This window comes from Roseomonas haemaphysalidis (assembly GCF_017355405.1).
Classification (GTDB): Bacteria; Pseudomonadota; Alphaproteobacteria; order Acetobacterales; family Acetobacteraceae; genus Pseudoroseomonas; species Pseudoroseomonas haemaphysalidis.
Map to the genome: position 1 here is coordinate 1630156 of NZ_CP061177.1, position 24120 is coordinate 1654275.

The 24120-nt window shown below is 72.4% G+C and carries 22 protein-coding genes and 2 riboswitches; of the genes, 8 read left to right on the top strand and 14 right to left on the bottom strand.

Features of this window, described 5'->3' with window-relative positions:
* Nucleotides 1–257: 257 nt before the first annotated feature.
* Genes rnhA through ispH form a run of 3 tightly spaced genes read right to left on the bottom strand, consistent with a single transcriptional unit; the run spans nt 258 to nt 2687 of the window.
* Complete coding sequence (gene rnhA / locus IAI59_RS07490) at nt 258–743, bottom strand: ribonuclease HI (RefSeq protein ID WP_207416838.1); 486 nt, start codon at nt 741–743, stop codon at nt 258–260.
* Nucleotides 733–1707: a homoserine kinase gene (locus IAI59_RS07495; protein WP_207416836.1), complete on the bottom strand. Its 975-nt coding sequence runs from the start codon at nt 1705–1707 to the stop codon at nt 733–735. The genes rnhA and IAI59_RS07495 overlap by 11 nt, the downstream gene beginning before the upstream one ends.
* Nucleotides 1707–2687 (bottom strand): 4-hydroxy-3-methylbut-2-enyl diphosphate reductase, encoded by a 981-nt coding sequence (gene ispH / locus IAI59_RS07500; protein WP_207416834.1) that lies wholly within the window; start codon nt 2685–2687, stop codon nt 1707–1709. The genes IAI59_RS07495 and ispH overlap by 1 nt, the downstream gene beginning before the upstream one ends.
* Nucleotides 2688–2798: 111 nt before the next feature.
* Here ispH and IAI59_RS07505 point away from each other — a divergent pair, with 111 nt between their 5' ends.
* From IAI59_RS07505 to IAI59_RS07515, 3 genes are all read left to right on the top strand, one after another.
* Nucleotides 2799–3356, top strand: a complete 558-nt coding sequence (locus IAI59_RS07505; protein ID WP_207416832.1) for a hypothetical protein — start codon at nt 2799–2801, stop codon at nt 3354–3356.
* A 2-nt stretch (nt 3357–3358) separates the two neighbouring features.
* Nucleotides 3359–3919: a histidine phosphatase family protein gene (locus IAI59_RS07510; RefSeq protein WP_237180631.1), complete on the top strand. Its 561-nt coding sequence runs from the start codon at nt 3359–3361 to the stop codon at nt 3917–3919.
* Nucleotides 3920–3996: 77 nt separating this feature from the next.
* Nucleotides 3997–4254 carry a DUF3072 domain-containing protein gene (locus tag IAI59_RS07515; RefSeq protein WP_207416831.1) on the top strand — a complete coding sequence of 86 codons (258 nt, stop codon included), beginning with the start codon at nt 3997–3999 and terminating at the stop codon, nt 4252–4254.
* 39 nt (nt 4255–4293) lie between these two features.
* On the opposite strand, the gene IAI59_RS07520 is transcribed toward IAI59_RS07515, so the two are convergent.
* On the bottom strand, nt 4294–5319 hold the full coding sequence (locus IAI59_RS07520) for a Bug family tripartite tricarboxylate transporter substrate binding protein (protein ID WP_207416830.1): 1026 nt from the start codon (nt 5317–5319) through the stop codon (nt 4294–4296).
* A gap of 198 nt (nt 5320–5517) precedes the next feature.
* Between IAI59_RS07520 and IAI59_RS07525 the strand changes: the two genes are divergently transcribed.
* Nucleotides 5518–6489 carry a phosphoribosylaminoimidazolesuccinocarboxamide synthase gene (locus IAI59_RS07525; RefSeq protein WP_207416829.1) on the top strand — a complete coding sequence of 324 codons (972 nt, stop codon included), beginning with the start codon at nt 5518–5520 and terminating at the stop codon, nt 6487–6489.
* Between the two features lie 149 nt (nt 6490–6638).
* On the opposite strand, the gene IAI59_RS07530 is transcribed toward IAI59_RS07525, so the two are convergent.
* From IAI59_RS07530 to IAI59_RS07545, 4 genes are all read right to left on the bottom strand, one after another.
* The gene (locus tag IAI59_RS07530; RefSeq protein ID WP_408887608.1) at nt 6639–7730 is read right to left on the bottom strand and encodes a site-specific DNA-methyltransferase; all 1092 of its coding nucleotides are present in this window, start codon (nt 7728–7730) and stop codon (nt 6639–6641) included.
* A 79-nt stretch (nt 7731–7809) separates the two neighbouring features.
* Nucleotides 7810–8436 (bottom strand): ribonuclease HII, encoded by a 627-nt coding sequence (locus IAI59_RS07535; protein ID WP_207416828.1) that lies wholly within the window; start codon nt 8434–8436, stop codon nt 7810–7812.
* 8 nt (nt 8437–8444) lie between these two features.
* Entirely contained in the window at nt 8445–9380 is a 936-nt protein-coding gene (locus IAI59_RS07540; protein ID WP_207416827.1) for an alpha/beta hydrolase family protein, read from the bottom strand.
* Between the two features lie 139 nt (nt 9381–9519).
* Complete coding sequence (locus IAI59_RS07545) at nt 9520–9972, bottom strand: GNAT family N-acetyltransferase (protein WP_207416826.1); 453 nt, start codon at nt 9970–9972, stop codon at nt 9520–9522.
* Nucleotides 9973–10066: 94 nt separating this feature from the next.
* Here IAI59_RS07545 and IAI59_RS07550 point away from each other — a divergent pair, with 94 nt between their 5' ends.
* Complete coding sequence (locus IAI59_RS07550) at nt 10067–11203, top strand: DNA topoisomerase IB (RefSeq protein ID WP_207416825.1); 1137 nt, start codon at nt 10067–10069, stop codon at nt 11201–11203.
* A gap of 19 nt (nt 11204–11222) precedes the next feature.
* On the opposite strand, the gene budC is transcribed toward IAI59_RS07550, so the two are convergent.
* The 6 genes from budC to IAI59_RS07580 form a co-directional block, all read right to left on the bottom strand.
* The gene (gene budC / locus IAI59_RS07555; protein ID WP_207416823.1) at nt 11223–11987 is read right to left on the bottom strand and encodes a meso-2,3-butanediol dehydrogenase; all 765 of its coding nucleotides are present in this window, start codon (nt 11985–11987) and stop codon (nt 11223–11225) included.
* A gap of 47 nt (nt 11988–12034) precedes the next feature.
* On the bottom strand, nt 12035–12610 hold the full coding sequence (locus IAI59_RS07560) for an NUDIX hydrolase (RefSeq protein ID WP_207416821.1): 576 nt from the start codon (nt 12608–12610) through the stop codon (nt 12035–12037).
* 288 nt (nt 12611–12898) lie between these two features.
* Nucleotides 12899–15787, bottom strand: coding sequence for an aminomethyl-transferring glycine dehydrogenase (gene gcvP, locus IAI59_RS07565; protein ID WP_207416820.1), 2889 nt, complete (start codon nt 15785–15787; stop codon nt 12899–12901).
* The gene (gene gcvH, locus IAI59_RS07570; protein ID WP_207416819.1) at nt 15787–16161 is read right to left on the bottom strand and encodes a glycine cleavage system protein GcvH; all 375 of its coding nucleotides are present in this window, start codon (nt 16159–16161) and stop codon (nt 15787–15789) included. Before gcvH ends, gcvP begins: the two co-directional genes overlap by 1 nt.
* 11 nt (nt 16162–16172) lie before the next feature.
* Nucleotides 16173–17279, bottom strand: a complete 1107-nt coding sequence (gcvT, locus tag IAI59_RS07575) for a glycine cleavage system aminomethyltransferase GcvT (RefSeq protein WP_207416818.1) — start codon at nt 17277–17279, stop codon at nt 16173–16175.
* A 51-nt stretch (nt 17280–17330) separates the two neighbouring features.
* A riboswitch (glycine riboswitch) is annotated at nt 17331–17417 on the bottom strand.
* A gap of 4 nt (nt 17418–17421) precedes the next feature.
* Nucleotides 17422–17522, bottom strand: a riboswitch (glycine riboswitch).
* A gap of 199 nt (nt 17523–17721) precedes the next feature.
* A complete protein-coding gene (locus tag IAI59_RS07580; protein ID WP_237180662.1) occupies nt 17722–18771 on the bottom strand; it encodes an A/G-specific adenine glycosylase in 1050 nt (349 codons plus the stop codon).
* A gap of 5 nt (nt 18772–18776) precedes the next feature.
* Here IAI59_RS07580 and IAI59_RS07585 point away from each other — a divergent pair, with 5 nt between their 5' ends.
* From IAI59_RS07585 to IAI59_RS07595, 3 genes are all read left to right on the top strand, one after another.
* Nucleotides 18777–19322, top strand: coding sequence for a DUF721 domain-containing protein (locus IAI59_RS07585; protein ID WP_207416816.1), 546 nt, complete (start codon nt 18777–18779; stop codon nt 19320–19322).
* A 74-nt stretch (nt 19323–19396) separates the two neighbouring features.
* Nucleotides 19397–20017 (top strand): DsbA family protein, encoded by a 621-nt coding sequence (locus IAI59_RS07590; RefSeq protein ID WP_207416814.1) that lies wholly within the window; start codon nt 19397–19399, stop codon nt 20015–20017.
* A 92-nt stretch (nt 20018–20109) separates the two neighbouring features.
* The gene (locus IAI59_RS07595) at nt 20110–24102 is read left to right on the top strand and encodes a chromosome segregation SMC family protein (protein WP_207417079.1); all 3993 of its coding nucleotides are present in this window, start codon (nt 20110–20112) and stop codon (nt 24100–24102) included.
* The last annotated feature ends 18 nt before the right edge of the window (nt 24103–24120 follow it).

Below are 24120 nucleotides of genomic sequence, written 5' to 3' on the forward strand. Positions count from 1 at the left end.
CGTCGATTTCAAAGACGCCCGCGCGCTTGCATGGTTCGCATCCCGATGACGAAGCGCAGGTCAGCCGCAGCGTTCATCAGGTTGTCCGACCGCAGGCGTCATCCCCCAACGGTTGTGCGGCACGACGGGCGGCCGGGATGACCGCGGCGGGAACTGGCTGACGGCAGCAGTGGCCGAACGATCCCCCATTCTTGATCGGTCAGATCGATCGGATGGCCGCGCCGCGCGGAACCGACGGCCTTATGGCTTGGCGGGCATCACTTCATGTCCCGCGCCGCATCCCGCGCGATGGTTGCCAGCACGTCCGCGCGCTCGTTCATCACGTCGCCGGCATGGCCGCGCACCCAGCGCCATTCCACCTTATGCGGCTTGGCGGCGGCCAGCAGCCGTTGCCAGAGTTCCATGTTGGCCACGGGGTCTTTGGCCGCGTTGCGCCAGTTGTTGCGGACCCAGCCGTTGATCCAGCGGCTGATGCCGTTGCGCACGTATTCGCTGTCCGTGTGCAACACAACGGTGCAGGGGCGCTTCAGCGCCTCCAGCGCGGCGGCGGCGGCGGTCAGCTCCATGCGGTTGTTGGTGGTCTTGGGGTCGGAGCCGGTCAGCTCGCGTTCCACCTCGCCGAACTTCAGAATCGCGGCCCAGCCGCCGGGGCCGGGGTTCGGCTTGCAGCCACCGTCGGTCCAGATTTCCACCACCCGCTCCGCCGCCTCGGGCGGCGCGGTATCGAAGACGTCAGAGGCCATAGGCATGGATGTCCTGGGCACTGGCATGGAAGCGCAGGCGCTTGAGGTATTCCAGCGGGTCCTTGCGCGTGACCATCGCGCCCGCGGGCGTGTGGGTCCAGTCGAAGAGCCGTGTCAGCAGAAATCGCAGGGCGGAACCGCGGCACAGCACGGGCAGCGCCGCCAGCTCCGCCTCGCCCAGCGGGCGGACGGCGCGGTAGGCCGCGATCATGGCGCGGGCCTTGGTGATGTTGAACGAGAAATCTGGCTCGAAGCACCAGGCGTTCAGGCAGATCGCCAGATCGTAGGCCAGGAAGTCGGTGCAGGCGAAATAAAAGTCGATCAGCCCGGACACGCGCGGCGCGCCCCCGGCATCGCCCAGAAAGAACACGTTGTCGGGAAACAGGTCGGCATGGATCTGCCCGCGCGGCAGGCCCTCCGGCCATTCGCGCAGGATACCCGCCAGATGCCCGTCCAGCTCCGCGATCAGCCCGGGCTGCACCGCATCGCCGCCGTCGCGGCATTGCTCCAGCAGCGGCGCCCAGGCCTCGGGGCCCAGGCTGTTGCGGCGTTCCTCCGTGAAGCCGGTGCCGGAGATATGCAGCTCCGCCAGCGCGCCGCCCAGCGGGCCGCAATGGGCCTGCCGCACCCGGCGCGGCCAGACGCCCGGCAGAAAGGTGCAAATGGCGGCGGGGCGGCCGCAGAGCTCGCGCAGTGCCTCGCCATCGCGTGCCGCGACCGGCTCGGGGCAGGACAGGCCGCGCGCCGCGAGATGGCGCATCAGGCCAAGGAACCAGGGCAGCTCCGCCGGGTCCACGCGCTTCTCGTACAAGGTCAGGATGTAGTCGCCGCTGGTGGTCTTCAGCGCATAGTTGCTGTTCTCCACCCCCTCCGCGATGCCGCGAAAGGCGACCAGCTCGCCGATGCCGTAGTCCGCCAGAAAGGCCCGCAGCGCCTCGTCCGAGATCTCGGTGTAGACGGCCATCAGCGCAGGCCGGGCCGCTGCATGGGCGGCACGCGGAAGGTGATGTCCTCCACCGCCACCACCACCTCCTCCGTGGTCACCGCGAAGCGCTGGCGCAGCCGGGCCAGCACCTCGTCCACCAGCACCTCGGGGGCGCTGGCGCCGGCGGTCAGGCCCACCACCGCCACGCCGTCGGCGATCGCGGGGTCCAGCTCGTGGCCGCGCTGCACCATCACGGCGCGCGGGCAGCCGGCGCGCTCCGCCACCTCGCGCAGCCGCACGGAGTTGGAGGAGTTGGGCGCGCCCACCACCACGAACAGCCCCGCCCGCGCCGCGATCGCCTTGACGGCCGCCTGGCGGTTGGTGGTGGCATAGCAGATGTCCTCCTTGCCCGGGCCGGTCAGGTGCGGGAAGCGGCGCTGCAGGGTGGCCACGATCTCGGCCGTGTCGTCCACCGACAGCGTGGTCTGGGTGGTGAAGGCCAGCGCGCCGGGGGGGGGCTGCACCGCCAGGGCATCCTCCACCGTCTCGATGATGGTGGCGGCCCCCTCGGGCAGCTGGCCCATGGTGCCGATCACCTCCGGGTGGCCCTGGTGGCCGATCAGCAGGATGTGGCGGCCGGCCTCCTGGTGGCGCTCGGCCTCGCGGTGCACCTTGCTGACCAGCGGGCAGGTGGCGTCCAGGTACATCATGTTGCGGCGCCGCGCCTCGGCTGGCACCGACTTCGGCACGCCGTGGGCCGAGAAGACCACCGGCGCGTCTTCCGGCACCTCCTCCAGCTCCTCCACGAAGATCGCGCCCTGGGCCTCCAGGTTCTCCACCACGAACTTGTTGTGGACGATCTCGTGCCGCACGTAGACCGGCGCGCCGAACTTCTGGATCGCCTGCTCGACGATCTTGATGGCGCGGTCCACGCCAGCGCAGAAGCCGCGGGGGCCCGCCAGCAGCACGTGCAGCGGCGGCTTCTCGGTCGGCTGGGGGGCGGCAGTATCGGCGGTCATGCTTGCGTCCGGGCCGGGGCCGTGGTGGTTGCGGGGCTTGGAAGTCGCGGCGGCGCGGCGGGGGGCGAGGATGCCGCCCGCTCGGCCGGCCGCACTAAGGGGAAGAGTGGCATGGTGGTCAAGGCACGGAACCTTCTGGCGGGCGGCGCGGCTTTGGGGCTGCTGGCGCTGGCCGGCTGCGGCGACAAGCCGGGCGAGAGCCTGATGTCGCGTGCCCAGGCCCCGTGCCCGCGCATCGGCGTGATCGCCGACGCCGCGGACCTGACGCGCTTCCGTGCCGGCGGCGGCACCGACCTCACGGCGATGGAGGTGGATGCGCGGGTGGCGGGCTTCCAGGCAAAGTGCAACTACGCCTCCGGTCATCAGGGGCTCGCGGTAACGCTGACGCCGCAATTCTCGGCCGAGCGCGGGCCGGCGGCGCCGGGCCCGGCCATCGACGTGCCCTACATGGTGGCGGTGGTGGGCGATGACGACCAGGTGCTGTCGCGTGCCGCCTATGCGCTGCGCATCGAATTCCCGCCCAACGTGTCCCGCGTGCAAAGCCAGGGCGAGGAGCTGACCATCACCCTGGCCGGTGGCGTGGACCAGGCCGCCAGCCGCCGCGTGCTGATCGGCTTTCAGTTGTCGCCCGAGGAACTGGCGGCCAACCGCCGCCGCGGCCCGCGCTGAGCATGCTGCACTTCATCACCCACCCCGAGGTGATGATCGACCCGCTGGTGCCGGTGCCGCGCTGGGGGCTGGCACCGCTGGGCATCGCCCGCATGCGCGCGCTGGCGGCCCTGCCGGAAATGGCAGCGGTGCAGAGCGTCTGGGCCAGCACCGAAGCCAAGGCGATCGAGGGGGCCGGCATCCTGGCCGGGCGCCTTGGCCTGCCGGTCCAGGTGCATGCCGGCCTCGGCGAGAACGACCGCGACGCCACGGGCTACCTGCCCGAAGCCGAGTTCCAGCGCACCGCCGACGCCTTTTTCGCCAGCCCCGACCAGAGCATCCGTGGCTGGGAGCGGGCCGTGGATGCGCAGGCCCGCATCGTCGGCGCCATCGGCGCCGTGCTGGCGGCGGCCCCGCCGGGGCCGGTGGCGGTGGTGGCGCATGGCGGGGTGGGGGCGCTGTTGCGGGCCCATCTGGCAGGGGCGCCGATCAGCCGCTCCTGGGACCAGCCGGGGGCGGGATGCCGTTTCGTGATGCGGCCAGGACAGAAGCCAGGGGACTGGGTGGCGCTGCCGGCCGGGTAGGAAGTCCGGGGAAAGACCGGCAACTCCGCGCCGCGTCGAAGGTTAATGGGAACGTAAAGCGAACGAGGACGCGAACCATGGCCCAGAGCAAGACCGACAAGTCCCCCGAAACCGACCCCAAGGCGCCGCCGCCGGAAGGCACGCCCAGCAACACGGTCAAGGACCCGGACAACTGGACGACCGGCGACGAAAGCATGACCGGCGCCCAGGCCAGCTACCTGAAGACGCTGTGCGAGGAAGCCGGCGAGGAATTCGACGCCTCGCTGAGCAAGGCCGATGCCAGCAAGAAGATCGACGCTTTGCAGGCCGCGACCGGCCGCGGGCGCGACCACTAGGACGCCGGGCCGGGGCACGCCGCCCCGGCCCGCGCCGCATCAGTTCTCGACCGTGATGTTGGCGGCCTTGACTACCTGGCCCCAGCGCGCATGGTCGCGCTTCACCATCGCATCGTAGTCCGCCGCGCTGCCGCTGCCCGGCTCGTCGCCCTGGCCGGTGATGCGCTCGCGCACGTTCGGGTCCTGCAGCGCCTTGGCCAGGGCCGCATTCACCTTCTGCACCACCTCGTCCGGCGTGCCCTTCGGCGCCGAAAGGCCGACCCAGGCACTGAAGGTGAAGTCCTGCAAGCCCTGTTCGGATGCCGTCGGCAGGTCGGGAAAGGCGGGGGAGCGCGTGGCGCCCGTCGCCAGGATCGCCCGCAGCTGTCCCGCCTTGACAAAGGGCGCGACCACCGAGGCGCCGTCGAACATCATGCTGAAGCGGTTGGCGATGAAATCCTGCAGCGCGGGGCCCGAGCCGCGATACGGGATGCTCTGCATGTCCGGGTTGCCGATGCGAAGGCGCAGCAGTTCCATCGCGCAGTGCGACAGGCTGCCGGCGCTGGCGGCACCGTAGTCCACACCGCGCGGCTGGGCCTTGATCCAGGCCGTCAGCTCCGAGACGTCGGTGGCCGGCACCGAGGGATGCACGCACAGGATCATCGAGGACTGCAGCGCCAGCCCGATCGAGGTCAGCTGCAGCGGGTCGATGGTCATGCCAGGAAAGGTATGCGGGTTGATCGCCATCGGGCTGCTGTTGCCGGCCAGCAGCGTGTAGCCGTCCGGGCGCGAGCGCAGCACCGCCTCGGTGCCCAGGTTGCCACCGGCCCCGGCACGGTTGTCGATCACCACCGGCTGACCCAGCGCGGCGGACAGGCCCGGCTGGATGATGCGGGCCGCGAAGTCCGTCTGCCCGCCGGGCGGAAAGCCCACCACCAGCGTGACCGGGCGGCTGGGCCAGGCGCCCTGCGCCCGCGCCACCCGTGGTGCCGCCAGCCCGCCGGCCGCCAGCCCGCCGGCCGCCAGGCCGAGGCCAGCGGCCAGCAGCCCGCGCCGGCCGGGGCCGGGAAATTCCTGGATTGTCATGTGACGTGTTCTCCCTCCGCGCCACCATCGCAGACGCCGTGGCGCGCATGGACGGGTGCTTACCCAGCCGTAACGTTGCTGCCAAGATGCGCTTTTTGGCGCCATTCAGGCGGGGGTGGCGGGGTTGGACCCGGCCCTGGTGGCGGCTAGTTTGGCGCCCATCGCCGCCTTGCCATTCCAGCCCCAGGACACGACCCGATGGATGCCTCCACCCTCGCGCGGCACGCGCAGCAGATCCTGCGCGACGCGGCCATCCCGGAACTGCCCAACTACTACAGCGGCAAGGTGCGGGATAATTACGACCTACCCGACGGCAGCCGCATCCTGATCTCGACCGACCGGCTGAGCGCCTTTGACCGCATCCTGACCTGCATCCCGCTGAAGGGGCAGGTGCTGACGCAGACCGCGCGGTTCTGGTTCGAGCACACGCGCGACATCTGCCCCAACCACGTGCTGGACTACCCCGACCCCAACGTGGTGGTCGGCCGGCGGCTGGACATCCTGCCGGTGGAGGTGGTGGTGCGCGACTACCTGGCCGGCACCACCGGAACCTCCATCCTGACCATGTACAAGGCCGGGCAGCGCAGCATGTACGGCATGACGCTGCCCGACGGCATGCGCGACAACCAGCGCCTGCCGCACCCCGTCATCACCCCCACCAGCAAGGCCTATGACGGCGCCCACGACGCGCCGCTGACGCCTGCCGAGATCGTGGGCCAGGGGCTGCTGACCGAGGCGCAATGGCAGCAGCTTTCCGCCTATGCCCTGGCCCTCTTCGCCCGCGGGCAGGCGATGGCGCGCGAGCGTGGCCTGATCCTGGTGGACACCAAGTACGAGTTCGGCGTGGACGCCGAGGGCACCATCATCCTGGCCGACGAGATCCACACCCCCGACAGCAGCCGCTACTGGCTGGCCGACAGCTACGAGGCCCGCTTCGCCGCCGGCGAGAAGCCCGAAAGCTTCGACAAGGACTTCGTCCGCAACTGGGTGGCCGCCCGCTGCGACCCGTACCGCGATGAGATCCCCGAGATCCCGCAGTCGCTGATCCTGGATACGGCGGCGGTTTATGTGCGCGCCTTCGAGACCATCACGGGCCAGGACTTCATGCTGCCGGACGCCGGCGAGCCGGTGCTGGACCGGGTGCGTCGGAATCTGGCGAAGTACTTCTGATCGGCATCCAGAAGGTCGGGGAAAGAATTCCCCGAGCCCCTTCTTTTTTCTGATCTATTTTTTGGTGCCGCCGGCTGGTCGGGTGCGTTGCCACGACAGCCGCACCCGGAAGAAGATGGGGGTCCGGGGGGAATTCCTTCTCCCGGACTTCAGGCCCCCATGCTGCCTGCGATCTCGCTGCGCAACTCGTCGATCAGCCGCAGCGAGCCGTCCCGCCGCTCGACATGCCAAAACAGCCAGCCGTTGCAGGAAGGCGCTTCCTGCACCGCGGCGCCGACCTGATGGATCGAGCCCTGCGCGGTGCCGCAGCGGAGCGAGCCGTCGGCGCCGACCTGCGCGGAAAAGCGGCGGTGGCGGTCCACCAGGATGGCGCCGGGCGGCACCATGCCGCGTTCCACCAGCGCGCCAAAGGGAATGCGGGGCTGCTCGCGCCGCGTCGGCGTCACCAGCATGGCGGATTCGGACAGCGGCTCGATGGCACCGATGCGGGCGCGGGCGGCGGCGGCGTAGGTGGGGTCGCGCTCGATGCCAATGTAGCGGCGCCCCAGGCGCTTGGCCACGGCGGCGGTGGTGCCGGAGCCCAGGAAGGGGTCCAGCACCACGTCGCCCGGCGCGGTGCAGGACAGGATCACCCGGTGCAGCAGCGCCTCGGGCTTCTGGGTCGGGTGGACCTTGGCGCCCTTCTCGTCGCGCAGCCGCTCGCCGCCGGTGCACAGCGGGATGAACCAGTCGCTGCGCATCTGTGTGTCGTCGTTCAGTGACTTCATGGCGGTGTAGTTGAACTTGTAGCGGCTGTCCTGCCCGCGCGAGGCCCAGATCATCGTCTCATGCGCGTTGGTGAAGCGGCGGCCCCGGAAGTTCGGCATCGGGTTGGCCTTGCGCCAAATGACGTCGTTCAGGATCCAGAAGTCGAGGTCCTGCAACGCCGAGCCGAGCCGGAACACGTTGTGATAGGAGCCGATCACCCAGATGGTGCCGTCCTTGCGCAACACGCGCCGGGCCTCGGTCAGCCAAGCGCGGGTGAAGGCATCGTAGACGGACAGGCTGGTGAACCGGTCCCAGTCGTCGTCCACGCCATCGACCACGCTTTCGTCGGGCCGCCGCAGCTCGCCCTTCAATTGCAGGTTGTAAGGCGGGTCCGCGAAGATGGCGTGCACGGAGGCGGGCGGCAGCGCCCGCAGCATCTCGATGCAATCCCCTTCCAGGATGCAGTCCAACGGCAGATCCAAGCCCGTCCCCACGCCGCCGAAACCCCTTGCCACCGACGCGGCAGGATCCCGCGAATCGAGGCAGGAGAATGCGTTAGGCCGAGTCGCCCCGTCAAGGAAGCGCGAGCAACATCTGGTCCACGGGTGCGAAGCCCCGGCGGTGGTGGGGGCAGGGGCCAAGCCGCGCCAGGGCCTCACGGTGCATCGCGGTGGGGTAGCCGGCGTGGCGCGCGAATCCGTAGCCGGGCCAGCGCGGGTCCAGCCGCCGCATGGCACGGTCCCGTGTCACCTTGGCCAGGATAGAGGCGGCGGCGATGGACAGGCTCAGCGCATCGCCCTTCACCACGCATTGCACAGGGTGCGCGAAGCCGCGCGGCGCCTGATTGCCGTCGATCAGGCACAGGTCCGGCGGCAGCCGCAGGCGTGCCACGGCGCGGGCCATGGCCAGGTGCGTGGCGCGCAGGATGTTCAGCCGGCCGATCTCGCCGGCGCTGGCGGCGCCGATCGCGGCATCCAGCGCGCCTGCCGCCTGCGCGGCGCGCAGCGCGGCATAGGCCGCCTCGCGCTTCGCACCGTCCAGCTTCTTGGAATCGTCCAGCAGGGTCGCCAGGGCGTCCGGCGGCGGTGCGTGGAACAACACCGCCGCGGCCACCACCGGGCCGGCCAGCGGCCCGCGCCCGGCCTCGTCCACGCCGGCGACGCGGCCGCCGGCGGCGAGCTCCAGCAGGAAGTCAGGCATCGCGGCCCTCAGTCCGGTGCGAGGCCCTTGGTTTCCAGGGTGTCGGCGGGTTGCAGGACGCCGGGGGCACCCTGGGCCAGCAGCAGGCGGGATGGCGCATCGCCGAGCCATACGCCACGCAGGAAGAGCACCGCAAGCGCCGCCGTGCGGGCATGGAAGGTCGGCTCCGCCCAGCGCGCACCGGCCGCGATCTCGTCGGCGAAGCTGAGGTGGTTGGCACCGCCCAGGATGGCCAGCACCTGGCCCGGCGCCGAGATGTTGTCATAGGGGATGCGCCGGTCGGACGGGCTGTTGCCGCCGGTGAAGTCGCGGTCCTCGGTGCCCGTCACGTGCAGCATGGGCACCGCCACACGGTCCATCGCCAGCCGCGGCGGCAGCGCCTGCGGCGGGATGGGCGACAGCGCGATGCCGGCACCCAGGCGCGGGTCGGGCAGCCGCAGCCCGCGGTCGCCGCCGGGGACCCGCTGCCCCAACATGGTTTGCGTCAGCCACGCGCCATAGGAATGCCCGCCGATCGCGATGCGCGACGGGTCGGCCCGCCCGCCCAGCCGGCGCGGCAACTGGTCCAGCACGAACACGGTGTCGAGGATGCGGTCGGCGGCGCGCTGCACGTCCGCCACGGCGGCCGCCATGGCCAGCCCGGCATTGGCGCCGCCACCGCGCCACAGGCTGTCGTCGGTGCCGGGGTGCTGCATGTGCACCACCACGAAGCCCGCGCCGGCCAGCGCCCGGCCGAGATAGCCCAGCCCCATCCGTGTGCCGCCCAGCCCGTGCGACAGCACCACCACCGGGGCCGGGCCGCTGCCATCGGGCAGGCGCACCAGCACCGGCAGGTCGCGGCCGCGCGTGGCGTCCCGCCAGGTGCCGGGTGCTTCGGTCACGGCCAGGGCGGGGGTGGCGGACAGCAGGGCAGGGAGGGCGAGGGTGGCGCGGCGGGACATCATGCCGCGAGAGATGGGCGTCCGGCGATGGCACGAAAAGCAAGGCCGGGCGAAGAATTCCCCTGAAACCCCGGCTGCTGTCCCTGGCCTTCGCCACGCCGAGGGCCAAGGGCAGGGTGGCAACCGGCCTGCCTTCCCGCTGTCACAGCTTGATGTCGTAGGTCCGCCACGGCGTCAGCGTCGCCACCCGGTCATACACGGCGCGGCCGCGGTAGTTGGTGTCGTTGGTGATCCAGCGGATCAGGCCCCAGCCCTTTTCGCGGCCCACCGCCGCCACCGCCGCGATCAAGGCGTCCGCGACGCCGTGGCCGCGCGCCGCGCTGTCCACGAACAGGTCATCCAGAAAGCCGCCGGTGCCGGCGAACAACGGGCGCGGATAAGGGCGGAAGTGGGTGATGCCGACGGACTGCCCGTCCAGTTCTGCCATAAAGCCTTTGACCTCGTGCGAGGGATCGGTCAGCCAGCCCCAGACCCGGTCGCGCATCTCGTCCGTCTGGTTGACGCCGTAGAACGCGGCGTAGCCGCCATAAAGCCGGTCCCAGGCCGCGCGGTGGCGCGGCTCCAACGGCAGGATCTGCAGGTTCGCGTCGGGCATCGTTCAGCTCCTCGGGGCGGCGCGTAACCGCTGCGGTTGACGTGCGTTTTCTGTGTTCCCGCTCCGGCGGAACGCCACAGTGGACCCGCAGCCCATGTTGACTGAAGCCGCCGTCACGGTCGAGCCACCCCGCCACGGCCGCACCGCCGCGAAGAGCAAGCCCGAAACCGTGGAACTCAATGCCGCCGCCAGCGCCGGGCTGCGCCACGTGTCGGACGACACCCCCGGCATCACCCGCCGGCGCAGCGGCAGCGGCTTCAGCTACCGGGATGCGCGTGGCAAGGCGTTGCGCGACAAGGACACTCTGGCGCGCATCCGCAAGCTGGCCATCCCGCCGGCCTGGACGGAGGTGTGGATCAGCCCGCGCGCCGATGGCCACATCCAGGCGACCGGGCGCGACGCCAAGGGGCGCAAGCAGTACCGCTACCACGCCGACTGGCGCGTGGCGCGGGACAGCACCAAATACGCGCACGTCATGGAATTCGCCCGCGGCCTACCGGCGCTGCGCGCCCGGGTGGACGAGGACATGGCCCGCCCGGGCCTGGGGCGCGACAAGGTGCTGGCCACCATCGTGCATCTGCTGGACACCACGCTGATCCGCGTGGGCAACGAGGATTATGCCCAGGCCAACAAGAGCTACGGCCTGACCACGCTGCGCGACCGCCACGTGGCCGTCAGCGGCACGGAGCTGCGCTTCGCCTTCAAGGGCAAGAGCGGCAAGGAATGGCGCCTGACGCTGCGCGACCGCCGCGTGGCCAAGGTGGTGCGTGCCTGCCAGGACCTGCCGGGGCAGGAGCTGTTCCAGTATCTGGACGAGGAAGGGCACCGACAGGGCATCGATTCCGGCGACGTCAACGCCTACCTGCGCGAAGCCAGCGGCCATGACATCACCGCCAAGGACTTCCGCACCTGGGCCGGCACCGTTGTGGCGGCGATGGCGCTGAGCGCCTTCGAGGCCGTGGACAGCGACACGGCCGCCAAGCGCAACGTCAAGGCGGCGATCGAGCACACCGCCGCCCGGCTGGGCAACACCCCCGCCATCTGCCGCAAGTGCTACGTGCACCCCGAGGTGCTGGACGGCTACATGCAGGGCGCCCTGCTGGTGCAGGTGCAGCAGGAGGTCGAGGCCGAGCTGCGCGAGGACCTGCCCAGCCTGAAGCCGGAGGAAGCCGCCGTGCTGGCCTTTCTGCACCAGCGGCTGGACCGCATCGCCAAGGCGGGGCGGCACTGACCACCGCCCCGCGGCACCACTAGCCCTGCGGCGGTTGGCCGTTGGAGGCCGACAGTCCGCCATCCACCGGCAGGTTGACGCCATTGACGAAGCGCGCGTCGTGGCTGGCCAGAAACGCGATGACGTCCGCGATCTCCTCCGGCTCCGCCGGGCGGCCGAGGGGGATGCGCTCGGCGAACTTCTGCATCAGCGGCGCATTGTCCTTCATGCCGGCGGACATTTCCGTGATGGTCAGCGAGGGGGCCACCGCATTGACCCGCACGCCCTGGCCGCCAAGCTCCAGCGCCAGCGCGCGCGTCAGGTTCGCGACCGCGCCCTTGGCGGCATTGTAGGCGCTCATGCCCCAGTCGCCGCCGAGGCCGGACACGGACGCGGTGTTGACGATGTTGCCCCGGCTTTCCAGCAACTTCGGCAGCATGGCGCGGATGCAGAAGAACACCCCGTCCACGTCCGTCGCCATCACGCGGTGCCAGTCCTCCACCGCCAGTTCCAGGAACGGGCCGCTCTTGGCGATGCCCGCGTTGTTCACCAGCACGTCGATGCGGCCGAACTTCGCCACCGTGGCCGTGGCCAGCGCCTCGGCCTCCGCCTGGTGCGACACGTCGGCCGGGTGCACCAGCGTCCGCTCCGCCGCCATGCCGGCGGCGACCTCACGCAGCTTTTCCTCGCGCCGGCCGACCAGCACCACGCTGGCACCGTCCTGGCCGAAGCGCCGCGCCGTGGCAGCACCGATGCCGGAACCCGCGCCGGTGACCACCACCACCTTGCCCTCGAAGCGTGCCATGCGGATATCCTTCCCTGCGGTTCGCAGCAGCAACGCGCCGCGCGGGGCTAGGTTGGCCGCAGCGCCAGGTCCAGCCGCCCCGCCGCCGCCAGCGCCAGCAGCAGCGCCGAGACGTGCATGGCCTGCGGCAGCATGCCGGACGGCAACCCTGCCAGCACCTCGGCCAGGGCCGGTGTTTCCACGACGATGTCCTCGCCCGCCTCATGCGCCATGGCGGCGCCGGCCTGCACGCCCAGCGCCAGCACGGTGTGGCAGCGGTTGCGGTGCGTGGCGGTGTTGGGATGCAGGCTCGCCACGTGCCGGATGTCCTGGGCCGTGAAGCCGGTTTCCTCCCGCAGCTCCCGCGCCGCCGTGTCCAGCGGCGAGGCATCGCCAGCGTCCATGGCGCCCGCCGGCAGTTCCAGCGTGTGGGCGCGGGCGCCGTGGCGGTATTGCCGCACCAGCACGATGCGATCGTCGTCGGTCAGCGCCACCACCTGCACCCAGTCCGGATAGCCGAGGGTGTAGAACGGGTCGAGCAGGTTGCCGCGCGCGTCGCGCACCGCATCGGCGGTGACGTCGATCCAGCGGTCGCGCAGGGCGCTGCGGGTGGAAAGGACTTTCCAGGGGGCGAAATCGGTCATGGCGGGCATGGTGCTTGGAATGGGGCGGTTGGCCAAGGGGGCGCTGCCCCCCTGGACCCCCCCGCTGGGGGACAGTGTCCCCCCAGACCCCGCCATCAGGAAGCATGGCGCCTGACACCGCGGGGCGCGCCATCGAATTGTCTTCAAAATCCACCGGCGCCGCGCGTCAGTCGCCGGGGGTTCAACACCCCCGGCGCGCAGGTCCCGCCACAGCCGGGAATGCCGGGGTCCGGGGTGGCTCAGCCACCCCGGCGGGGGTCCAGGGGGCGGAGCCCCCTGGCCTTCGCCTTACTCCGCCGCGATCTGCTGCGCGTTGGCGTAGTCTTCCAGCGGCGCGCAGGTGCAGATCAGGTTGCGGTCGCCATACACATTGTCCACGCGCTTGACCGGCGGCCAGTACTTGTTGGCGGCGACGTAGGGCAGCGGGAAGGCGGCCTCTTCGCGAGAATACGGGTGCGACCATTCCTCCGCCATCACCTCGGCGGCGGTGTGGGGCGCGTTCTTCAGCGCGTTGTCCACCTTGTCCATGCGGCCCTGCTCCACCGCGCGGATCTCGGCGCGGATGGCGATCATGGCGTCGCAGAAGCGGTCCAGTTCCGCCTGGGTCTCGCTTTCGGTGGGCTCCACCATCAGCGTGCCGGCGACGGGCCAGGACATGGTGGGCGCGTGGAAGCCATAGTCCTGCAGGCGCTTGGCGATGTCCTCCACCAGCACGCCGCCGCCCTGCTGGAAGCCGCGGCAGTCCAGGATGCACTCATGCGCCACCATGCCGCGCGCGCCCTTGTAGAGCACGGGGAAGTGCCCATCGAGCCGCTTGGCGATGTAGTTGGCGTTGAGGATGGCGACCTGCGTGGCGCGCGTCAGCGCCTCCGCGCCCATCATGCGGATATAGGCGTAGGAGATGGGCAGGATCGACGCGCTGCCGAAGGGCGCGGCCGAGACCGGGCCGTAGCCGGTGGCGGGGCCGCCCTCGGCCAGCAGCGGGTGGTTGGGCAGGTGCGGGGCGAGGTGCGCCGCGACCCCGATCGGCCCGACGCCCGGGCCGCCGCCGCCATGCGGGATGCAGAAGGTCTTGTGCAGGTTCAGGTGGCAGACATCGGCGCCGATGCGGCCGGGGGCGGTGAGGCCCACCTGCGCATTCATGTTGGCGCCGTCCATGTAGACCTGCCCGCCGGCCGCGTGCACGGCGCCGCAGATGCGGACGATCTGCTCCTCGAACACGCCATGCGTGGAGGGGTAGGTGATCATCAGCGCCGACAGCTTCTCCGCATGCTGCGCGATCTTGGCATCGAGGTCCGCGAGGTCGACGTTGCCGTCGCGGTCGCAGCCCACCACCACCACGCGCATGCCGACCATGGCGGCGGAGGCCGGGTTGGTGCCGTGCGCCGAGGATGGGATCAGGCAGATGTCGCGCTGGTCCTGGCCATTGGCCAGATGGAAGGCGCGGATCGCCAGCAGTCCGGCATACTCGCCCTGGCTGCCGGCGTTGGGCTGCAGCGAGACGGCGGCGAAGCCGGTGATGGTGGCGAGCCAGTCCTCCAGCTGCCGGATCATCGCGATGTAGCCCTGCGCCTGGTCGGCCGGCACGAAGGGGTGCATCTCGCCGAAGCCGGGGAAGGTGACGGGGATCATCTCCGCCGTCGCGTTCAGCTTCATGGTGCAGGAGCCGAGCGGGATCATGCTGCGGTTCAGCGCCACGTCCTTGTCTTCCAGCCGCTTCAGGTAGCGCAGCATGGAATGCTCGGCGTGGTGGGTGTGGAACACCGCCGCCGTCAGGATCTCGGACTTCCGCTCCAGAACAGCGGGGATGCCGCCGGCGGTGGCCTCCAGCGTGGCGCCGAACAGGCCCGCCAGCGTCGCGAGTTCCGCGCGCGTCACGGTCTCGTCCAGCGCGATGGCCAGCGCGCCGCCGTCCAGCTTGCGCAGGTTGAAGCCCTGCTCAAAGGCGGCGTGGTAGATGGCGTCCGTCTTGTCGCCGGTTTCCACCGTGACGGTGTCGAAGAAGGCGTCATGGCGCAGCGTGAAACCGGCGGACTTGGCAGCGCCCGCCAGAAGCTTCGCCTGCAGCGCCACCCGCTGGGCGATGCGACGCAGCCCCTCGGGGCCGTGCCACACGGCGTACATGCCGGCCATCACGGCAAGAAGCACCTGCGCGGTGCAGATGTTGCTGGTCGCCTTTTCGCGGCGGATGTGCTGCTCGCGCGTCTGCAGCGCCAGGCGCATGGCGGGCTTGCCGGCGGCATCCAGCGACACGCCGACCAGGCGCCCCGGCATCAGCCGCTTCAGCCCGTCCTTGACCGCCATGAAGGCGGCATGCGGGCCGCCATAGCCCATCGGCACGCCGAAGCGCTGGCTGGAGCCGATGACCACATCCGCGCCCATCTCGCCCGGCGCGCGCAGCAACACCATGGACAGCGGGTCGGCGGCGACGATGGCCAGCCCCCCGGCCGCCTGCACGGCGGCGATCTCGGGCGACAGGTCGCGCAGCTCGCCGGTGGTGCCGGGATACTGCAGCAGCAGCGCGAAGGGCTTTTCGCTGCCGCAGGCGGCCACGACCTCGGCCGGGGCCACGACGCTGACGGTCAGCTTCAGCGGCTCGGCGCGGGTGCGCACCACGGCGATGGTCTGCGGGTGCACGTCGGCGGCCACCAGGATGGTGCGCGACTTCTGCTTGTTGGAGGCGAGCGCGATGGCCATCGCCTCGGCCGCCGCCGTCGCCTCATCCAGCAGCGAGGCGTTCGCCACCGGCAGGCCGGTGAGGTCGGTCACCATGGTCTGGAAGTTGACCAGCGCTTCCAGCCGCCCCTGGGCAATCTCCGCCTGGTAGGGGGTATAGGCGGTGTACCAGCCCGGATTCTCCAGCACGTTGCGGAGAATGACCGGCGGCACGTGGGTGCCGTGGTAGCCCATGCCGATCAGTGACTTCTTGAGCACGTTCTTTTCGGACAGCGCGCGCAGCTCGGCGATGGCCTCGGCTTCCGTGGCCGGCGCCGGCAGGGTGGAGAAGTCCTGGCCGCGGATGTCGGCCGGCACGGTGCGGTCGGCCAGCGCGTCCAGGCTGTCGACGCCCACCACCTTCAGCATGGCGGCGATCTCGGCCCCCGACGGGCCGATATGCCGGGCGGCGAAGGCGCCGTGGTCTTCCAGCGCGCTCAGCGCGTCGAGGGCCGAGGTCATCAGAGGCTGTCCACGAAGGCGGCGTAGTCGGATTCGCTCATCAGGGCCTCCACGGCGGCGGGGTCGGCCGCCTCGATCTTGAAGAACCAGCCGTCGGCGGTGGGCGCCGAGTTGGCCAGCGAGGGGTTGTCCACCAGCGCATCGTTCACCGCGACCACCTTGCCGGCGATCGGCGCGTAGACGTCGGACGCCGCCTTGACGCTTTCGACCACCGCCACGGCCTCCTCGGCCGCGACCTCACGCCCGGCCTCGGGCAGTTCCACGAACACCACGTCGCCCAGCGCGGTCTGCGCGTGGTCGGTGATGCCGATGGTGGCCACGCCACCTTCCAGCCGCACCCACTCGTGGTCCTTGGTGTACTTGGTTTCAGCCATGACAGGGCTCCTCAGCGAATGTAGCGGTGGGGAAAGAAGGGGGTGGCCGCGACGCGGGCGGGCGAGGCCTTGCCGCGCACCATCAGGTCCAGCGCCGTGCCGTCGGCGGCATGCCCGCGCGCCACGTAGCCCATGGCGCAGGGGCCGTTCAGGCTGGGGCCGAAGCCGCCGCTGGTGATCTCGCCGACCACGTCGCCGCCCACCTGCACGGGGGTGTGGCCGCGTGCCGGCTGCCGGCCGTCGGGCAGGATGCCGACGCGCAGGCGCTTCGGGCCGTTGTCCAGCTCCTCGCGCACGCGGTCCGCGCCGGGGAAGTTCCATTCGGTGCGGCGGCGCTTGCCGATGGTCCACACCAGATTGGCTTCCACCGCGCTGGTCGTCTCGTCGATATCGTTGCCATACAGGCACAGCCCGGCTTCCAGGCGCAGCGAGTCGCGCGCGCCGAGGCCGGCCGCCGTGGCGCCCGGCAGGGCCAGCAGCGCGCGGGCGAGGCTTTCGGCCTCCTCCGCCGGCACGGAGATCTCCACGCCGTCCTCGCCGGTGTAGCCACTGCGGCTGACCAGCGTGGGGATGCCGGCGATCTCCACCGCCAGCACGTCCATGAAGCGCATGCCGGCGACGGCGGGCGCGATGGTGGCCAGCGATGCCACGGCGCCCGGGCCCTGGAAGGCCACCAGCGCGCGGTCCGGCAGGCGCTTCAGGGACACGCCGGAGGGCAGCGCCGCCTCGATCGCCGCGTAGTCCACCGCCTTGCGGCTGGCGTTGACCACCAGGAACAGGCGGTCGCCGAGATTGGCGACCATGAAGTCGTCCAGGATGCCGCCGGCTTCCGTGGTCAGCAGCCCGTACTTCTGGCGGCCCGGCTTCAGGATCTGCACGTCGGCCGGCGTCAGGCGCTCCAGCGCCGCGGCGGCGCCTTCGCCCACCAGCTCGGCCTGTCCCATGTGGGACACGTCGAACAGCGCGGCACCGGCGCGCGTCGCCAGATGCTCGGCCATGATGCCGGCGGGGTACTGCACGGGCATGGCATAGCCCGCGAAGGGCACCATCTTGCCGCCCAGCTCCCGGTGCAGGGAGGCGAGGGGGGTTTCCAGAAGCGTTTCAGTCGTATCGGCCACGCAGCCTCCATCGCCGCGCCTGCGCGCGGCGTGTCCGGGTTCGTGGCCCCCCTCTGTCCGATGACCTGAGAGATTCAGCGCGAAAGCCTCGCGCCTTACTCCGTCGGTGCCGGCGCTCGCGCGCCGGGCTTTCCAGAGTCCCCTTCCCCACGCGGTTCCTGGTGCCTGAGCGTTTCCGGGGGCCGGTTGCGCCTTCGGCGACGGCAGGGCGCCTTGCCTGCCATGCTCTCCCGCGCGGGATCAGCGGGTGGGGTTCTCTCTGCCCGAGCAGCGGGCGCGAGGCAACGGTGCAGAAGGTCGGGGAAAAGAATTCCCCCGAGCCCCCATCTTTCTTTTGCCTGTTTGCCGGTCAGAACCACGGTGAGGGCCCGCCTGACCGCCCAACCCGGCGCCATCAAGCAGAAAAAGGATGGGGGTCCGGGGGAATTCCTTCCCCCGGCCTTTACCCCATCGCCCCCTCGCTCTCCGCCAAGTCGAGCAGCTTCTGCATGGTCCCCGGCAGCGCGGCCCGCGCGGCGGCCAGCGTCATCCACTCGCCGTCGCGCAGGTTGGCGCCGGGCGGCGCGGTGGCGACCCGCAGCGCCATGTGCAGCTCGAAATGCGTGAAGCCGTGCTTCGCCTCGCCGTCCAGCGCCCGCCAGTCCAGGCCGGGCAGGGGGGCGAAGGGCGGGATCTCGGCGTCGGTCCAGGGGGTTTCGCGCCAGGGGGTGCCGGGCAATTCCAGCATGCCGCCCAGCAGGCCGGTGGGCGGGCGGCGGCGCAGCAACAGGCGGCCGGTGCCGTCCAGCAGCAGGAAGTGCACGCCGCGCTTCAAGGGGCGGGCCTTCTTGGCCGCCTTGCGCGGCAGGCTGGGGGCGAGGCCGGTGCGGAAGCCCTCGCAGTCCGAGCGCCAGGGGCACAGGGCGCAGGCCGGGCTGCGCGGCGTGCAAATGGTGGCGCCGAGGTCGAACAGGGCCTGCACGAAATCCGATGGCCGGGCGCGGGCGGCGTCCTGCTCCATCCAGCGGCGGGCCAGGGCGGCCAGCGCCGGGCGGGCGCCGGGCAGCGGGGCCTCGATGGCGCCGAGCCGGGCGGTGACGCGCTCGACATTGCCGTCCAGCGGCACGGTGGGGCGGCCAAAGGCGATGGCGGCCACGGCGGCGGCGGTATAGGCGCCGATGCCGGGCAATGCCCGCAGCTCGTCCTCCGTGTCGGGAAAGCCGCCGCGCGCCACCACGGCCTGGGCGCAGGCGTGCAGGTTGCGGGCGCGGGCGTAGTAGCCGAGCCCGGCCCATTCCTCGGCCACCGCGTCCCAGGGGGCGGCGGCGAGGGTTTCGACATCCGGGAAGCGAACCAGGAAGCGGCGCCAGCGCGGGCCGACGGCGGCGACCGTGGTCTGCTGCAACATGACCTCGGAGAGCCATATACGGTATGGATCGCGCGTCGCTTCCCGCCAGGGCAGGGTGCGGCGGTGGCGGTCGTACCATTCGAGAAGCAGGGAGGCGGCGGGCAGCACGTATGCAGCAAAAGGACCGGAACGGCGGCGGCGCAACCCCCCCGGCGGCGAAAACCGCGCAAAAGCCGGCCCTGGCGCCCGATGGCGGCCCCGGATGGCGGTCGGACCGCGGGCCACGCGCGCTGGGCGCGCTGCTGCCGGCGCTGACCCGGCCGGTGTTCCGCAAGCGCAGCCCGGCGGCGGCGCAGCTGATCATCGACTGGCCGCAGATCGCGGGGCCGGTGCTGGCGGCGCAGACGGTGCCGCGCGGCGTCTCCGGCGGCACGCTGACGCTGGCCTGCTCCGGCCCGGTGGCGATGGAGCTGCAGCACCTGGCACCGCAGCTGATCGGGCGCATCAACACCGCCATGGGGCAGGCGCTGGTGCAGCGGCTGCGCTTTGTGCAGGCGGCGCTGCCGCCGCGCCGGCCACCGCCACCCAAGCCCGCGGCGGTGGCGCTGCCGGACGCGCTGGCCGCCCGTCTGGAAGGCGTGGAGGACCCGGAGTTGCGGGCGGCTCTGGCAAGATTGGGCCAGGGGGTTTATCGGGGGCGCCGAAACGCCGGTTGACGGCTGGCGGCGCGGCCGCCGCGACCCTATCTGCCGCCGCACATCGCTGTTCCAAGCCACCTGAGGAGGCCGCCTTGACCCTTTCGCGCCGTTCGCTGCTGACCGTGCCGCTGGTGCTTGCCGCCGCGCCCGCCCTGGCCCAGGGCGCCTCGCCGACCAACGCCGATGCGCGGCTGGGCGACCGCGGCTACGGCCCGGCCGGCGCCAAGGTCGTGGTGCAGGAATACTTTTCCCTGACCTGCCCGCATTGCGCCGCCTTTCACAAGGAAAGCTGGCCGCAGATCAAGGAACGGCTGATGGGCCCGACCGGCAATGCCCGCATGGTGTGGAAGGAATTCCCGCTGGACCAGCTGGCGCTGGCGGCCTCGCAGGTGGCGCGCAGCCTGCCGGCCGAGCGCTACGAGGGCTTCATCAGCGCGCTGCTGGCCAGCCAGGACCGCTGGGCCTTCGCGCGCGGCGCCGACAACATCGCCGAGATCGCCAAGATCGCGGCGCTGGCGGGCATGACGCGGGCGCAGGTGGATGCCGCCGTGGCCGACCAGGCGCTGGCCAAGGGCATCCTGGAAATGCGCGCCGCCGGCCAAAGCCAGTTCAACGTCAATTCCACGCCCACCTTCGTGTTCAACAAGAAGGTGCAGCCCGGGGCCGTCAGCGCCGACCGCTTCGCGCAGCTGGCAGCCGAAGCCGGCGCTTGAGCGAGGCTGAGGGGGGCGCACCCGCCGCCCCGCAGGAGGATGCCGCCCCGGCGCGGGACGCGGCCACCGAGGCGGCGGCCCGCGCCGCCGCCTTGCGCGCCACGCTGGTGCGGCTGCGCATCGCCGGCTTCAAGAGCTTCGCCGAGCCCACGGTGGTGGAGGTGCTGCCCGGGCTGACCGGCGTGGTCGGCCCCAACGGCTGCGGCAAGTCCAACGTGGTGGAGGCGCTGCGCTGGGCGATGGGCGAAACCAACGCTCGCGCCATGCGCGGCGGCGAGATGGACGACGTCATCTTCGCCGGCACCTCCACCCGCCCCGGCCGCAACCAGGCGGAGGTGACGCTGCAGCTGGAGGATGCCTCCGGCCTCGCCCCGCCGCCCAACCAGCAGGCGCCGGAACTGGAGATCACCCGCCGCATCGTGCGCGGCGAGGGCACCGGCTTTCGCATCAACGGCCGCGAGATCCGCGGGCGGGACGTGCAGACGCTGTTCGCCGACATCGGTTCCGGCGCGCGCTCCTCGGCCATGGTCAGCCAGGGACGCGTGGCGTCGCTGATCGCGGCCAAGCCCGAGGAACGGCGGCAGGTGCTGGAGGAAGCGGCCGGCATCGCCGGCCTGCGTGCCCGCAAGCACGAGGCCGAGCTGAAGCTGCGCCAGGCCGAGCAGAACCTGACCCGCGCCGAGGACCTCAAGGGTCAGCTGGAGGTGCAGCGCCAGTCGCTGACCCGCCAGGCACGGCAGGCCGCACGCTACCGCAACCTGTCTGGCCTGACCCGCGCTGCGGAAGCCGAGTTCTTTGCCCTGCTGGTGGCGCGTGCCGAGGCCGCCCTGGTCGCCGCGCGGCAGGACTTCGCGCAGGCCCAGGCCGCCACGCGCGCCGCCGAGCAGGCAGCCACCGAGGGTGCCACCCGCGCCTTCACCGCCGAGCGCGCGGTGCCCGCGCCGCGCGAAGCCGAGGCCACCGCCCGCACGGCGCTGGAACGCCACCGCATCGCCGCCGAAAGCACGCAGGACGAGGAGCGCCGCGCCCGCGCCGCCCTGGCCGAGGCCGAGGCGCGGCTGGCCCAGTTGCGGGGCGACCTGGAGCATGCCGCCCGCCAGGAGCGCGACGCCGCCGAGGCGGAAGGGCGCCTGGGGGCCGAGGCCGCGACGCTGGAAGCCGTGCGCGCCGCGCTTCCCGACCGCCTGGACGCCGCCCGCGCCGAGGCTGCCGGGGCCGGCGATGCCGCCGCCGAAGCCGAGCGCGCGGCCGACCGCGCCGCCGAGGAAGCCGCCGCCGCCGGCGCCGAGGCCACCCGCATCGGCGCCGAGCGCGCCGCCGCCGAGTCGCGCGCCGCCCGCCTGCGCCAGCAGCACGCCGCGCTGGCCGCCGAGCACGCCGGGGCCGAGGCGCAGCGCCTGCCGCCCGGGGCGATCCCCGCCGCGCGGGCCGCGCGCGAAGCGGCCGAGGCCCGGCTGACCGCCACCCGCGCCGCGTTGGAGGAGGCAGAGGCTGCCCGTGCCGCCGCGCAGGAAGCCCATGCCACGGCCCGCCGGGCCGCGCAGGAAGCCGAGGCCGCCCGCGCGCGCGCCACGCAGGACCGCGAGCAGTCGGCCAGCCGTGCCGGGGCCATCCAGGCCCAGCTCGCCCGGCTGAGCGCCGAGCGTGATGCCGCCAGCGCGGAGCGCCCCGCCGCCGGGCAGCTGGAAGCCGCCATCGCCGCCGTGGCCGGTGCCGAGGCCGCGCTGGCCGCCGCCCGCGCCGTCCTGGCCGAAGCCGAGGCCGCGCGGACCGCCGCCGCCGCCGCGCATTCCACGCTGCGGGCCGCCGCCGGTGCCCGTGAAGCCGAGCGTGCCCGTGCCGCGGCCGAGCGCCAGGGGTTGCTGGACCTCCTGAGCGCCCGCGAGCCCTCGGCCGCCGCGCCGATCCTGGATGCCGTGTCCGTGCCGCCCGGCCTGGAAGCCGCGCTGGGTGCCGCGCTGGGCGAGGCGCTGGACAGCCCCGCCGACCTTGCCGCCCCCCGCCACTGGCGCCAGCTGCCGCCCTTGCCCGCCCCTGCGCCCCCCGCCGGCTGCACGCCGCTCGCCACGTTGGTCGGGGCGCCGCCGGAGCTGGCGCGGGCCTTGGCGCAGATTTTTCTGATCGAGGGTGACGGCGCCGCCCTGCAACCGTCCCTGGCCCCCGGGCAGGCGCTGGTGGCGCGCGACGGTGCGTTGTGGCGCTGGGACGGCCATGGCGCCGGCGCCGATGCGCCCAGCCCCGGCGCCGTGCGCCTGACCCAGCGCAACCGGCTGCGGGCTGCCGAGCAGGCGCTGGACGCCGCCCGCGACATCGCAACACAGGCCGAGGCCGCCGCGCGGCAGGCCCAGGACGCGGAGCGGCAGGCCGCCGCCGCCGAGGCCGCCGCCCGCGACAACCGTGCCCAGGCGGAACAAGCGCTGAGCCGGGCGCGGGACCAGGCGCAGCGGCTGACCGCGCGCGCTGCCCAGGCAGACAGCCGGGTCGCCGCCCTGGGCCCGCAGCTGGACCGCCTGGCCGCCGACCTGGCCGGCGCGGAGGCAGCGCGCGAGGCCGCCACCGCCACCCTGGCGCGGTTGGCCGACCCCGCTTCCAGCCGTGCCGCGCGGGATGCCGCGGCACGGGGTGAATCCGAGTCGCAGGCCGCCGAAGCCGCCGCCCGCGCCGCCCGCCGCGCTGCCGAGCAGGCCCTGGAAGCCGCGCGAGCCGAGGAAGCGCGGTTGAACAACCGTGCCACGCAAACGGAAAGCCGGCTGGCCGCCCTGGCACCGCAGCTGGCCCGCCTGACCGAGGAAGCCGCCGAGGCCGAGCGCCTGCTGGCGCAGGCCCGCGAGGCCGAGGCGGCGCAGCCGGACGTGGCGGGCCTGCGTGCCGGCGTGGAGCAGGCCCGCGCCACGCTGGGCGCGCTGCGCCTGCGCGCCGCCGCCGCGCGCGACGCCGGCGCCGCGCTGGCGGCCGAGGCGGAGCGCATTGTCGGGCGGCTGCAGGGCATCGGCACGGAGCGGGCCTCCTGGCAGGAGCGTGCCGCCGCGGCCACGGCCCAGCGCGAGAACCTATCCGCCCGCGTGGCGGAAACCGAGGCGGCGCGCGACGCCGCCCTGGCCGCGCCGGAGGAAGCCGCCGCCTGCCGCGCCGCCGCCGGCCGCTTGCTGGCCGAGGCCGAAGGCACCCACGCCGCGCTGGCCCAGGCGTTGCGCGACGCGGAAGCCGAGGATCGTGCCGCTTCCGAAAACCGCCGTGCCGCCGATGCCGCCTTCGCCGCCGCCCGCGAGCGGCAGCTGCGCGCCGAGTCGCAGAACACCCAGGCCGAGGCCGCAGCCGCCGCGCTGGCCGACCGCATGGCCGAGCGCCTGGGCGAGGCCACCGAGCTGCCGCCCGCGCCGGACGATCTGTCCGACGCCGCCGAGGAACGGGCCCGCCGCAAGGCCGAGCGCCTGGCGCGGGAGCGCGAGGAGATGGGCCCGGTCAACCTGCGCGCCGAGCAGGAGGTGGTGGAGATCGAGGACCGCATCGGCGGCATCGACCGCGAGCGCGAGGAGATCGCCAGCGCCATCGCCAAGCTGCGCGGTTCCGTCGGCCATCTGAACCGCGAAGGGCGGGAACGGCTGCGCGCGGTGTTCGACAAGGTGGACGGCGAGTTCCGCGCGCTGTTCACCAAGCTGTTTGGCGGCGGCCGCGCGCATCTGGCGCTGGTCGGCAGCGACGACCCGCTGGAAGCGGGGCTGGAGATCTATGCCGAGCCCCCGGGCAAGAAGCTGTCCGCCCTGTCGCTGCTGTCGGGCGGCGAGCAGGCGCTGACGGCGCTGTCGCTGATCTTCGCGGTGTTCCGCTGCCAGCCCGCGCCGGTTTGCGTGCTGGACGAGGTGGACGCGCCGCTGGACGACGCCAATGTGGAACGCCTGTGCGGGCTGCTGGAGATCATGGCGGCCGATTCGGGCACCCGCTTCCTGGTGGTCACCCACCACCCGCTGACCATGGCGCGGATGCACCGGCTGTATGGGGTGACCATGCAGGAACGCGGCGTCAGCCGGCTTCTTTCGGTGGACCTCGGCGCCGCCGTGGAGATGGTGGAGGGCACGGCGCCTTAAGCCGTCGTTCACCCGGGG